The sequence below is a fragment of the Kribbella sp. NPDC051137 genome (assembly GCF_040682535.1).
In the GTDB taxonomy this organism is placed as follows: domain Bacteria; phylum Actinomycetota; class Actinomycetes; order Propionibacteriales; family Kribbellaceae; genus Kribbella; species Kribbella karoonensis.
The window spans coordinates 227,343-239,266 of sequence record NZ_JBFBBI010000002.1 but is presented as its reverse complement, the minus strand read 5'-3'; the positions used below and the strand labels follow the sequence as shown (position 1 = coordinate 239,266).

Below are 11,924 nucleotides of genomic sequence, written 5' to 3'. Positions count from 1 at the left end.
CTGTCGGATCAGCATTACCTGTTCGAACAGGTAAATACGCTAGATCATTCCCAGTGCCGTTTGATAGCCTTTAACTGTTCGAGCAGCGAAAGAGGTGGAGATGGCCGAGCCGTTGACCGATGCGATCGTCCGGGTGGCGAGGTTGCAGCGGATGCTCGCGCTGCAGCTGCTGCGCGGCGTCGGCCTGCATCTGGGCCAGGAACTGGTGATGATGCAGCTCTGGGAGCATGGCCCAAGGACCCAGACCGAGCTGGTCCGCGCGCTCGACTCCGACTCGGCGACGATGACCCGGACGGTGCGCCGCCTCGAGGACGCCGGCTTCGTCCGCCGTCGGCCGAGCCCGAGCGACAAGCGCGCCACGATCATCGAGGCGACGCCGGCCGGCCACGGCGTACGGCGCGAGGTCGAGCGGATCTGGGCTCGGCTGGAGTCGAGCGCGGTCGGCGACCTGACCCCGGCGCAGCAGTCCGAGGCGATCGAGGTACTGCGTCTCCTGGAGGCCAATCTGCGGGAAAGTGGCCCATCGACTAACACCTGAAGTGGACCGGGTGTCCGGGCCGGTGCGCGCCTAGATTGAAGGCATGAGCACAACGACAACGCGGCGGGTCAAGCTCGCCAACCTGGTACCGGACTTCTACAAGGCGCTGATCGAGGTCGACAAGGTGTCCGACACCGGACTCGACCCGAAGCTGGCACACCTGGTGCGGATCCGGGCCTCGCAGATCAACGGGTGCGCGTACTGCACCGACATGCACTCCCTCGACCTCCTGGAGTTCGGCGAGGAGCAGCGGCAGCGGATCATCCTGCTGCCGGTGTGGCGGGAGTCGCAGAAGTTCTACACCGAGCAGGAGAAGGCTGCGCTGCAGCTGACCGAGGCGATCACGCTGATCAGCGTCGACCACGTCCCGGACGACGTGTACGAGGTCGCGGCGCAGGCGTTCGACGAGCAGGACCTGGCCCAGTTGATCGCGCTGATCATCACGATCAACATGTGGACCCGCGTCGGCGTCACCGGGCGCATGGAGCCCGGCCACTACAAGCCATGAGTGCCGAGCTCTTCCGCGCCCTGCACCACGGCGGTACGCCGCTCGTACTCCCGAACGCCTGGGACCCGGTGAGTGCCCGGATCGTCGCCGACGCCGGCTTCCCCGCTGTTGCCACCAGCAGCGGGGCGGTCGCCCGGGTGCTCGGGTACGACGACGGGCAGCTGACGCCGCCGGAGGCGATGTTCGCCGCGGTGGCGCAGATCGCCCGCGCGGTCGACGTACCCGTGACGGCCGACATGGAGGCCGGGTACGGGCTGCCGCCGAAGGAGTTCGCGGAGCGGCTGCTGGAGACCGGGGCGGTCGGCTGCAACCTCGAGGACTCGGCGGGCGGTGCGCTGGTCGACGTCGCGCGGCAGGCCGATTACCTGGCCGAAGTACGCGCGGCCGCAGGTGCCGAGCTGGTGATCAACGCCCGCGTCGACACGTTCGTACTGCGGCTCGACGACGCGGTCACCGAGGCGGTACGGCGGGGACGCGAGTACCGCCGCGCGGGGGCCGACTGCGTGTACCCGATCCTCGCGCCGCTCGAGCAGCTGAAGCAGGTGGCCGAAGGTGTCGGTGGTCCGATCAACGGACACGCGGCCCCGAGCGGACCCACCCAGGCCGAACTGGCCGCGGCGGGCGCCACCCGGATCTCGTACGGGACGAGCCTGCACAACTACGCGATGGACTCCTTGCGGGAGCTACTTCCCCGCTTGTGAGAGCGTCCGCGGGAGCCCGAAGTACGGCGCGACCGTGGTCTCGAAGTGCACGATCTCGTGGACCCGGTCACCGGTGAGGCCGATCACCAGCACCCCGATCAGGTGCAGGCCGCCGGTGACCGGGTCCCGGATGTACTCGCCCCAGGCCGGCTGCCCGTTCGCGCGCACCGGCACCATCGCCGCGATCTCCCGGCGGTGCGAGCCCAGCGCGGTGAAGAATCGCCGCGCCGCCTCGGTGCCCTGGTACTCGAAGGGCAACGGCGGCATCCGCACCCACGCGTCACTGGTCATCAACGCGATCAGCGCGTCGACGTCCTGCGCGGTGAACGCCGCCACGAACCGCTCGGTCAACGCCTGTTCGTCCTCCGTCGGCACCGGACTGGCAACGGCTTTCTCGTCCACAGTCGCCCGAGCCCGAGCAAGCGCACTGTTGACCGCGGCCTCGGTCAGCCCGAGTAACTCAGCCGTCTCGCTGGCCCGATAGCCGAGTACGTCGCGCAGCAACAGCACCGCGCGCTGCTTCGGCGGCAGTAGTTGCACCGCGGTCACGAACGCCAGCGAGATCGCCTCGCGCGACTCGTACCGCGCTTCCGGCCCCGGCAGCCGGTCCGGCAGCCCTTCGAGCAGGTCGTCCGGGTACGGCTGCAGCCACAGCACCTCCCCCGACCGGGACGGCTTGGGTGCCGGCACGGGCAGTGGTACGGCGGGAAGCGGCCGGCGGGACGTCGACCGCAGCATGTTCAGGCACCGGTTGGTGGTGATCCGGTACAGCCAGGTCCGCACCGACGACCGGCCCTCGAACCCGCTCAGCCCGATCCATGCCGAGAGCAACGTCTCCTGCAGCGCGTCCTCCGCGTCCTGCAACGACCCGAGCATCCGGTAGCAGTGCAGTTGCAGCTCCGCACGATACGGCTCGACCAGCGCCGCGAACGCGTCCCGGTCGCCTTCACGCGCCCGCTGCAGCAGTTCGTCCGGCATCAGACAACCTCCGTCCCCATTCTTCTCACACCGTTGCTGACACCGGCACCCGCCCGAACTGATCGGTCCCGGCGCGACCAGTTCCCGCCGGACCCGCGGTCTGTCCTCTGTACAAGCACTGTGACAGCCGAACGGAGAACCAACCATGCACACAGTCCTGATCACCGGGACCAACCGCGGCATCGGGCATGCATTAGTCGAGGAAGCCCTGCGTCAGGGCGCCGAGCACGTGTACGCCGGGACGCGGGTCCCGCTCACGCACAAAGACCGGCGGGTGACGTACCTCGAGCTGGACGTGACCGACCAGACGCAGATCGAGGCGGCCGCGAAGACCATCGAGTCGTTGGACGTCCTGGTCAACAACGCGGGCTTCGCGGCGTACGACGACCTCGGCGACCGGGCACTGCTCGAACGGCACCTGGCCGTGAACCTGTTCGGGCCGCACGCTCTCACGACGGCATTCCTGCCGCAGCTCGTCGAGGCACGCGGGGCGATCGTCAACGTCCTGTCCGTGGCGGCGCTGGCGTCACTGCCGATGATCCCGGCGTACTCGATCTCGAAGGCGGCCGCATTCTCGCTCACCCAGGCGCAGCGGGCGCTGCTCGCACCGCAGGGCGTCCGCGTCCACGCCGTACTGACGGGTCCGACGGACACCGAGATGTCGCGCGATCTCGACGTACCGAAGGCGTCGCCGGAGTCGGTGGCGCGGGCGATCTTCGACGGTGTGTCGGCCGGGGACGAGGAGATCTTCCCGGACCCGTTGTCGGCGCAGCTGGCTCCTGGTTGGGCGACCGGCGCCGTCAAGCAGCTCGAGCGTCAGAACGCCGCGCTTCTGAGTGCGTAGACCAGCGCCCAGTCCTGGTCGTTCGCGAGTGGGTCGGCGACGTGGGCGGGCTGGCCGTTCACGCAGCTCGGATACACGAACGCACACGTCGCCGACCCGTCCGGCGCGAAGCTGACCAGGTTCGCCCGCAGGATCGCCTCCTCGGCACGGTCGAGCCAGGCGGCCTGTTCGGGCGTCACCAGGTCTCGCGGCCAGGCGGCGTACACGACGGCACTCAGCGCGGACCAGTAGTGCGGGAAGACGTCGCCCCACAGCCGCAGGCGGCCGAACCAGTACCCGTCCCAGTGCCGGATCGGGATGTGCCGCAGACGTACGTCGGGCTGGTCGGCAGCGAACGCGGTCAGCCACGGCAGACGCCGGGTCAGCTCGGCACCGTCGATCTTGCCTGTCGTGTAGGCAGCCGCCAGGAGTTCGAGAAGTGGCGCGACCATCGACTGCTCGTAGTTGACCTCGTGCGGCGGCAGCTCGTCGCCGTACCCGATGAAGGTCTGCGCGTGCCGGACGAGATGTTCCTCCAGGCCGAGCTCGGTCAGCAGCGGGCCGAGGTCGAAGGCGAGGAAGTGGTCGCCGCCGAGCTCGTAGTACCGGTGGAGGATCCGGGTCGCGCCGTCGCGGTCGCCCTGCCCGAGCAGGAAGCGCGCGAACCACGGGAAGTTGTAGAGGCGTACGGCGTTCTGGTGGATGCTGTCGTCCTGGATCGTGCCCTCGGCGTCCAGCAGATACTCGCGGACGAACTCCTCGTACCCGTTCAGCGCCTCGTCCAGCTCGGCGCGATCGCCCCAGCCGCGGTCGCGGACCTCCTGCAGCAGGAGGGCCATGCCGACACGCTCGCGGGCGTCGGACCAGTCGCGCCACGCGCTCGCCGGCACGGTCAGGCCGCTGTCGTTGTCGTACGGCACGAACGCGTATCGGCGGTTCCCGGCCAGCTCGGGCCGCCGCTGGTGGTCGAGGATGAACCGCACACGACGCTCGGCGATCACCTGCAGCGGCTCGTGGAAGAGCACCGCGACACGGGATCGGCCGTCGGCCGACGAGACGTGATGGACGCCCGGGACGTCGCTGGTCAGCGGGTCGGCCCCGGTGAACTCGAGGGTCTCCCCCACCTCGGCCACGAGACGGTCGGCCGCGATCAGCGGTGAACGATCCGCGTGGAAGGCCGGCAGGTCGTCGTACCAGCCCAGCTGCCACGTCCAGCGGTACGTCGCGCCCGGCGCGAGCGTGATCGCCGGCTGTCCGCCCATCGCGTGCGGCGCACGGGCCTGGTCGGTGACGTGCAGGTAGATGTGCCCGCGGATGTTGCTGCTGGTGCCGGGCTCGCGGGACTCCATGGAGTACGCCCAGAGCTCGCCCTCGGTCAGCTGCAGCCCGAGGCCCGGACCGCTGCCGTCCATCGGCGCCGCCCAGACCCACGCGTCCGCGCCGCCCGTCCACACATGCGCGTGCACCGAGCCGGTCAGACTCTCCCGGCTGGAGGCGTAGACGTCGCGGTACGGCGTACTGATCGCCACCGAGCCCAGCTCGATCGGGCCGGTGCCGGTGTTGCGCAGTTCGTACGTCTCGGTCCAGCGGTCGCCGAAGCGCCGGCCGACCCGCAGTTCGAGGTCGCCGAACTGGTACAGCAGGTCGATCCCGCTGCTCCGCCAGCGAGTGTGCGCCGGGTTGTCGAACCGGTACGAACCACGGTCGGTGATCACGAAGCCCTTGCCCCACGCGTGCAGGCTGTCGTGCACCGCTCCCTCGTCGAGGAGAAGGCGGCGGCCGCCGGGGTGCAGGACCTGTGCGACCGCTCCGTCGTCGGCGACCTGGACAGTCCCGCGACCGAAGTCAAAACTTTCCACGATTCGCCAACCTATCGATGTCGAGAACCCGTCGGCGGCTCCGTCCCCCTGATGAGAAGCCACTCCGAGAGACAGGAAGAGCCATGGACAAGCAGCAGATCGCCGAGATCCTCGCCAAGCCGTACGCCCAGCAGCTCCTGAACGGCCCCGAGCCTGCCCGGTTCGCGTACGACGGCCTGGACGGGGACCCGCGGGTGATCCCGATCGGGTTCTGGGTCGAGGACGACCAGATCGTGATCGCGACCGTGCCGAAGTCCGCCAAGGTCGCCGCGCTGCGGAAGAACCCGAAGGTCGCGCTCACCATCGACACCGGCGCGTTCCCGCCCAAGGTGCTGCTGCTCCGCGGCACCGCCGAGCTGGAGCTGGTGCCCGGCGTACCCGAGGGATACCTGATCGCGGGGCACAAGGTGATGACCGACGAGCAGTACCCCGGCTGGGTCGAGGGCGTGAAGGGGCTGTACGACGAGATGATGGTCATCCGGGTCACGCTGACCTGGGCGAAACTGCTCGACTTCGAGACCACGATCCCGAAGGCCGTCGAGGACCTGATCCAGGAGAAGGCCGCCGGCTAGGTGGGCCGGATCCGGCAGGCGGTCGGATGGCGGTTGGTGGCCTGGAGGGCGGCGGCCGCGCCGCGCACGGCGACCGTGTGCGGCGCCGGGGCCGGGCAGACCCGGGCGCCGAGGCGCCGGCCGAGCTTGTACGTGATCTCCGGCCGGAGCGCACCGCCGCCGGTCAGCAGCACGCCCCGGTCGAGCGCGTCCACCACCTGAGCACCGCGGTCACCGCGCAGCAGTTCGAGCAGCGCCTCGCCCGCCACCTCGACGATCGGGAACACCGTCCGTACGTCGTCCAGCCCCAGCGCCGTACGCCGTGCCTCGACGACCATCCCGCCCACGACCAGCGCGACCTCGGTCAGCTGGGCACCGAGGTCGACGACAAGAAGCGGCTGCGTCAGATCCACCCCGGCCCCGAAAGCCGCCGCCTTCACACTGTCGATCAACACGACGGACGCGACGCCCAGCTCAGCCAGCACGGCACGAACGTTCTCCCGATGCGCGTCGTCGCACAGCACAGGTGTGGTCACCACCGCAGTCGGCCGCTCCCGCCGCCCATCCGTCACCACAGCACCTACCAGCGCAGCCACCCCCGCAAGATCCTCGAAACATCCCCGGGCCACCATCCGCCGCCCTCGCCGGACCGTCGGCGCATCCAGAACCAGTCCGTGCCCAGAACTCCAGACCCGAGCCCGAGCACTCCCAACATCCAAAGCCACCCCGCGAGTGCGGTTCACATGTCTCCTCAGAGCGCCTGTTGCTGACAGCGGACGCAGTACCGGACATACGGCAGGATCTCCAGCCGGCCAACCGGGATCCGGGCGTCACAGCCGCCGCACACGCCGTACGTGCCGTCCGACACGCGCTCCACCGCGGCGTCGATCTCCTTGAGGACCACCCGGATCGCGGTGGTCTGGGCGGTCACCAGGTCCTCGTTGGAGTTCGGCTTGTCGGCCTCCATCGCGTTCAGTTGCGCGAGCCGGGTGTTCCGCTCGTGCTGCAGCCGCTGCAGGGTCTCGTGCACCCTGTGATCAGGTGCGGTCTTCGGCGTGTTCATGCCCACACCATGGCCGCTGCCGCGCGGGTTGCCTATCGGGACCAACACCCATCTTGCGCCGGTGCGAACCGAGCCGGGCTGCCATAGTGGCGGCAATCTCGTTCACGGAAGGAGCGTGTCCCGGTGGCGCTGTTCTGGCGGATCTTCGGTCTCAACGCGGTAGTGCTCGGCGCTGCGACCGCTCTGCTGCTGTGGGCACCGGTGACGGTCTCGGTACCGGTGTTGTTCACCGAGGCGGCCGTACTGATCGGCGGCCTCGCCGTGATGCTGGTCGCGAACGCCATCCTGCTCCGGGTCGGCCTCGCCCCGCTGGCTCGCCTGAACCGGCGGATGTCCACGGTCGACGTACTGCGGCCCGGGCAGCGGCTGCCCGTGCAGGGCCACGGCGGCGTACCGGACGTACTGCGGGCGTTCAACGCGATGCTCGACCGGCTGGAGCGGGAGCGGGCGACCAGTGCGGCGCGGGCGCTGTCCGCGCAGGAGTCGGAGCGCCGGCGAATCGCGCGCGAGCTGCACGACGAGGTCGGGCAGACGCTGACCGCCGTACTGATGGATCTGAAGCGCGCGGCCGATCGCTCGCCGGATCCCGGGCTGCGGAACGAGTTGGCGCAGGCGCAGGAGACGACCCGCGCGAGTCTGGACGAGGTACGGCGGCTCGCGCACCGGCTGCGGCCCGGCGTACTGGAGGATCTCGGGCTGACCAGCGCACTGACCGCGCTCGCCACCGAGGTGTCGGACCACACCGGGCTGGAGATCCACCGGCGGTTCGAGAGCGGGCCGGAGCTGGACGAGCAGACGGAGCTCGTGCTGTACCGGGTGGCACAGGAGAGCCTGACGAACGTGGCGCGGCACGCGGGCGCGTCGCGGATCGAACTGTCGCTGGTGCGGGCGGACTCGGCCGTCGTGCTGCGGATCGAGGACGACGGACGCGGTACCGGCCTGGCGCACGAGGGCGCCGGGATCCGCGGGATGCGCGAGCGCGCGCTGCTGATCGGTGCGACGCTGGAGGTCGGCGACGGACCGCGCGGAGGCACGCGGGTCAGCCTGACAGCGCCCCTCGCCGGGCCCCCGACCGCTGGGAAGACCTCGTGACGACGAAGATCCTGCTGGCCGACGACCACGCGCTGGTACGGCGCGGCGTACGGCTGATCCTCGACGGCGAACCGGATCTCCAGGTGGTCGCGGAGGCGTCCGACGGGAGCGAGGCGGTCGCGGTCTGCCGCCGGCAGCCGGTGGACCTGGCGATCCTCGACATCGCGATGCCGCGGATGACCGGACTGCAGGCGGCCCGCGAGCTGTCCGCGGTCGCGCCGGACGTGCGGGTTCTGATGCTCACCATGTACGACAACGAGCAGTACTTCTTCCAGGCGCTGAAGGCCGGCGCGTCCGGGTACGTGCTGAAGTCGGTGCTCGACCGCGACCTGGTCGAGGCGTGCCGGGCGACGATGCGCGGCGAGCCGTTCCTGTACCCGGGCGCGATGACGCGGCTGGTGCGCAGCTACCTGGACCGGGTCCGGCAGGGCGCCGACCTGCCGCGGCAGATCCTCACCGCGCGCGAGGAGGAGATCCTCAAACTGGTTGCGGAGGGCAACTCGTCGAAGGAGATCGCCGCACTGCTCACGATCAGCGTGAAGACGGTCGAGCGGCACCGGTCGAACATCCTGCAGAAGCTGGGGCTCCGGGACCGGCTGGACCTGACCCGCTACGCGATCCGTGCCGGGCTGCTCGAACCCTGACGGCCGAGAAGGGATAATGGTATGCCAAATCCGGCGGACGGATCGAGGGTGGCGAGGATGCAGGGTCGGGAGTCCGAGACCGAGCGGGTGACGCGGCGGTTGCGCGAGGAGATCCTCGACGGCGTCCGCGCGCCCGGTGAACGGCTGGTCGAGCGTGAACTGGCGACCGCCCTGGAGGTCAGCCGGGTGCCGGTGCGGGAGGCACTGAAGGCGCTGGTCGGCGAGGGGCTGGTGACGCTGCGACCGCGGTCGTGGGCGGTGGTGCGGACGTTCACCGACTCCGACATCGCGGACCTGCTCGAGGTCCGGACGGCGTTCGAGCCGCTGACGTTCCGGCTGGCAGCGGAACGGCGCACCCGCGAGGGGCTGGATCGCTTGCAGGCAACGCTCGACGAGCATCTGGAGGCCGCGAAGGCCGGGAATGCCGTCCTCGCCCGGCGGAAGGCGGCGGACTTCCACGAACAGGTCACCGAGCTGGCCTCGAACGAACTGCTCATCGAGATCGAACGACCACTCCGCAGCCGGATGCGCTGGCTGCTCGCGCAGCACGACGACCTGCTGGGCGTCGCCCAGCAACACCGCGAACTGTGCACCGCGATCACCAACCGGGACGCGGCCCTCGCCGAACAACTCGCCGGCGAACACCTGGCCCGGTCCCACCAGCTCCTGCGCAGCCTCCGCAGTCCCCACTGACCGAACTCTCCGCATTTTGGTATACCATTCGCGGCATGACCTCTTTGCTGCTCGCCGATGTGCGCCCGTGGGGCGGTGCTGCGGTCGACGTCACGGTTGTCGACGGCGTCATCTCGGAGCTCTCCCCCGCCGGGAGCGGCGGCACGGCCGACGAGCGCGTCGAGGGCCGCGGGCTGCTCGCGCTACCCGGATTCGTGAACGCGCACGCGCATGTCGACAAGAGCTGGTGGGGCCTCCCCTGGGTCTCGTACGGCGGGCAGCCCACCACCCAGGGCCGGATCGCCCACGAGCGCGCCGAGCGGGACAAGTACGGCATCCCCAGCGTCAAAGGAGCGACGGCCGTACTCCGTGAGTTCCTCCGGCACGGTACGACGGCCACCCGGACGCATGTCGACGTCGACCTCGGCGTCGGGCTGCGCGGGATCGCCAACGTGGTCGAGGCAGCGGCCGACTTGAACGGTGCGGTCGAGGTCGAGCTGGTCGCGTTCCCGCAGGACGGGGTACTGCGGCGACCCGGCGTGCTCGAACTCCTCGACCGGGCCGCGGCTGAAGGCGCCACCAGCATCGGCGGTCTGGATCCGGCGACGATCGACCGCGACCCGGTCGGCCAGCTGGACGCGCTGTTCGAGATCGCGGTCCGGCGCGGTGTCGGCATCGACGTGCACCTGCACGACCGCGGCGACCTCGGCGCATTCCAGTACGAGCTGATCGCCGAACGCACGATCCAGGCCGGCCTACAGGGCAAGGTGAACGTGTCGCACGGGTTCGCGCTCGGCGAACTGGCCCCGGCGCGGCGCGCGGAGCTGGTCGAGCTGCTCGGCCAGGCCGGGATTTCCTGGACCACGGTCGCGCCGCCGACCTCGGCACCGCTGCCGTTCCGCGAGATGCGCGCCGCGGGCGTGCCGATCGGCCTCGGTACGGACGGCATCCGCGACCTGTGGTCGCCGTACGGCGACGGTGACCTGCTGCAGATCGCCCGCGGGTTCGCACGGCTGCACGGGCTGCGGACGGACGAGGACCTGACGTACGCGGTGCAGCTCGCGACGACGTACGGCGCGCCGTTCGTGCACCGCGACAACCACGGTCTGACCGTCGGTGCCCGCGCGGACATCGTGCTGCTGGACGCGGAGAACGCGCCGGACGTGCTGGTGCGGGCTCCGCGGCGGGAGACGGTGATCGCCGGCGGACAGGTCGTCGTACGCGACGGCCTTCTGCAGGTGTGAGTACCGCGCCAAGTGCCGGGACGGTCGTCGGGCGGACGCTGGGCACGTTGCGGGACAACCGGGCGTTCCGGTTGCTGTGGTTCTCGAACCTGTTCTTCTTCGGCGGGGTGTGGACGCAGACGCTCGTGCTGGGGTGGCTTGCGTACGAGACCACGCACTCGGACTTCCTGGTCGCGGTGTTCACCGCCGTACGGCTCGCGCCGCTGCTGCTCGGGCCGTTCGCGGGAGCGTTCGCGGACCGGCAAAACCGGGTCCGGCTGCTGATCATCGCGGCGTCGTGGGCGCTGGTCGCGGTCAGCACCGTGGCCACGCTCGCGTCCCTCGGCAAGGCGCCGTACTGGGTGCTCGTCGTCGGCGGCCTGGCGATCGGGCTGGCCCAGTCGCCGTCGCAGCCGGCCCGCGCGTCGCTGGTGATGGACCTCGTCGGCCGCAACAACATCAGCAACGCGAACGCGCTCAACTCGATGGCGCTGAACATGACCCAGGTGATCGGCCCCGCGGTCGGCGGGCTGATGATCACCGGCCTGGGTGCGCCGGCCGCGCTCTGGGTATCGACGTTCTGGTACGGCGTCTCGCTGGTCGCGTTGTTGCCGTTGCGCGCGTTCGGCCAGGTGGTCGGCGGACACACCGAGTCCGCGGTCCGGATGGTCACCAGCGGGCTCCGCGAGATCGCCCGGAACCGGCTGGCGTCGACGGTCCTGCTGGTCACATTGGCCGCGAACACGATGCTCTGGCCGGTGGCGCAGTCGTTCATGCCGGTGTTCGCGCAGGAGTCCCTCGGGCTGGACGCGGCCGGCCTCGGCTGGCTGCTCACCTGCGCCGGCGTCGGCGGCCTGGCCGGGTCGCTGGTGATCGCCTGGCTGGGCGACTTCCGGTTCAAGGGCGGCCTGTTCGTGGTCGGTACGGCGCTGTGGGGCGCGCTGTGGGCGCTGTTCGCGCTCTCGCACAACGTGATGGTGTCGTTCGTACTGATGACCGCGATCGGGGTGATGAGCGCGGCCTTCGGCGTACTGCAGACGACGCTGCTCCTGATGACCACACCCGAGCCACTGCACGGGCGCGCTCTCGGCGTCCAGGAGCTGGCCATCGGCATCATGCCCGTCGCCTCGCTGGCGCTGGGCGCGTTCGCCGAGCACTACGGCGTCAACGTCACCACGTTCGTCAGTGCCGTGCTCCTGGTCACCGCCCTGGCCGGCCTCGCTCTCTGGACCCCGTCCCTCCTCCGCTACAGCGGCAAGCAACTACCGTGAC

The 11,924-nt window shown here is 70.1% G+C and carries 14 protein-coding genes; 10 read left to right on the top strand and 4 right to left on the bottom strand.

The genetic code is table 11. The features are described 5' to 3' along the window. The first annotated feature begins 100 nt into the window (after positions 1-100). Genes AB0M51_RS08515 through AB0M51_RS08505 form a run of 3 tightly spaced genes read left to right on the top strand, consistent with a single transcriptional unit; the run spans position 101 to position 1,747 of the window. The gene (locus tag AB0M51_RS08515; RefSeq protein WP_344188406.1) at positions 101-538 is read left to right on the top strand and encodes a MarR family transcriptional regulator; all 438 of its coding nucleotides are present in this window, start codon (positions 101-103) and stop codon (positions 536-538) included. A gap of 43 nt (positions 539-581) precedes the next feature. Then, positions 582-1,046 carry a carboxymuconolactone decarboxylase family protein gene (locus AB0M51_RS08510; RefSeq protein ID WP_344188407.1) on the top strand — a complete coding sequence of 155 codons (465 nt, stop codon included), beginning with the start codon at positions 582-584 and terminating at the stop codon, positions 1,044-1,046. Next, positions 1,043-1,747 carry an isocitrate lyase/phosphoenolpyruvate mutase family protein gene (locus tag AB0M51_RS08505; RefSeq protein ID WP_344188408.1) on the top strand — a complete coding sequence of 235 codons (705 nt, stop codon included), beginning with the start codon at positions 1,043-1,045 and terminating at the stop codon, positions 1,745-1,747. Before AB0M51_RS08510 ends, AB0M51_RS08505 begins: the two co-directional genes overlap by 4 nt. On the opposite strand, the gene AB0M51_RS08500 is transcribed toward AB0M51_RS08505, so the two are convergent. Further along, positions 1,730-2,725: a sigma-70 family RNA polymerase sigma factor gene (locus AB0M51_RS08500; protein ID WP_344188409.1), complete on the bottom strand. Its 996-nt coding sequence runs from the start codon at positions 2,723-2,725 to the stop codon at positions 1,730-1,732. The two genes, AB0M51_RS08505 and AB0M51_RS08500, sit on opposite strands and share 18 nt — an antisense overlap. 145 nt (positions 2,726-2,870) lie before the next feature. On the opposite strand from AB0M51_RS08500, the gene AB0M51_RS08495 reads away from it, so the two are divergent. Beyond that, on the top strand, positions 2,871-3,569 hold the full coding sequence (locus tag AB0M51_RS08495; RefSeq protein WP_344188410.1) for an SDR family NAD(P)-dependent oxidoreductase: 699 nt from the start codon (positions 2,871-2,873) through the stop codon (positions 3,567-3,569). Here AB0M51_RS08495 and AB0M51_RS08490 read toward each other — a convergent pair. Further along, complete coding sequence (locus AB0M51_RS08490; protein ID WP_344188411.1) at positions 3,542-5,407, bottom strand: hypothetical protein; 1,866 nt, start codon at positions 5,405-5,407, stop codon at positions 3,542-3,544. The two genes, AB0M51_RS08495 and AB0M51_RS08490, sit on opposite strands and share 28 nt — an antisense overlap. A gap of 83 nt (positions 5,408-5,490) precedes the next feature. Here AB0M51_RS08490 and AB0M51_RS08485 point away from each other — a divergent pair, with 83 nt between their 5' ends. Further along, complete coding sequence (locus tag AB0M51_RS08485) at positions 5,491-5,979, top strand: pyridoxamine 5'-phosphate oxidase family protein (protein ID WP_344188412.1); 489 nt, start codon at positions 5,491-5,493, stop codon at positions 5,977-5,979. Here AB0M51_RS08485 and AB0M51_RS08480 read toward each other — a convergent pair. Beyond that, complete coding sequence (locus AB0M51_RS08480) at positions 5,976-6,530, bottom strand: rod shape-determining protein (protein WP_344188413.1); 555 nt, start codon at positions 6,528-6,530, stop codon at positions 5,976-5,978. The genes AB0M51_RS08485 and AB0M51_RS08480 overlap by 4 nt on opposite strands. Before the next feature lie 179 nt (positions 6,531-6,709). After that, a complete protein-coding gene (locus tag AB0M51_RS08475) occupies positions 6,710-7,021 on the bottom strand; it encodes a TraR/DksA family transcriptional regulator (RefSeq protein ID WP_344188414.1) in 312 nt (103 codons plus the stop codon). A gap of 123 nt (positions 7,022-7,144) precedes the next feature. Between AB0M51_RS08475 and AB0M51_RS08470 the strand changes: the two genes are divergently transcribed. From AB0M51_RS08470 to AB0M51_RS08450, 5 genes are read left to right on the top strand one after another with little or no spacing between them, the layout of a single operon-like run. Continuing rightward, a complete protein-coding gene (locus AB0M51_RS08470; protein WP_344188415.1) occupies positions 7,145-8,113 on the top strand; it encodes a HAMP domain-containing sensor histidine kinase in 969 nt (322 codons plus the stop codon). Beyond that, positions 8,110-8,757, top strand: coding sequence for a response regulator transcription factor (locus tag AB0M51_RS08465; RefSeq protein WP_344188416.1), 648 nt, complete (start codon positions 8,110-8,112; stop codon positions 8,755-8,757). Before AB0M51_RS08470 ends, AB0M51_RS08465 begins: the two co-directional genes overlap by 4 nt. A gap of 57 nt (positions 8,758-8,814) precedes the next feature. After that, positions 8,815-9,450 carry a GntR family transcriptional regulator gene (locus tag AB0M51_RS08460; RefSeq protein WP_344188417.1) on the top strand — a complete coding sequence of 212 codons (636 nt, stop codon included), beginning with the start codon at positions 8,815-8,817 and terminating at the stop codon, positions 9,448-9,450. A 35-nt stretch (positions 9,451-9,485) separates the two neighbouring features. Next, positions 9,486-10,673, top strand: a complete 1,188-nt coding sequence (locus AB0M51_RS08455) for an amidohydrolase (RefSeq protein WP_344188418.1) — start codon at positions 9,486-9,488, stop codon at positions 10,671-10,673. Continuing rightward, complete coding sequence (locus tag AB0M51_RS08450) at positions 10,670-11,923, top strand: MFS transporter (RefSeq protein WP_344188419.1); 1,254 nt, start codon at positions 10,670-10,672, stop codon at positions 11,921-11,923. The genes AB0M51_RS08455 and AB0M51_RS08450 overlap by 4 nt, the downstream gene beginning before the upstream one ends. The last annotated feature ends 1 nt before the right edge of the window (position 11,924 follow it).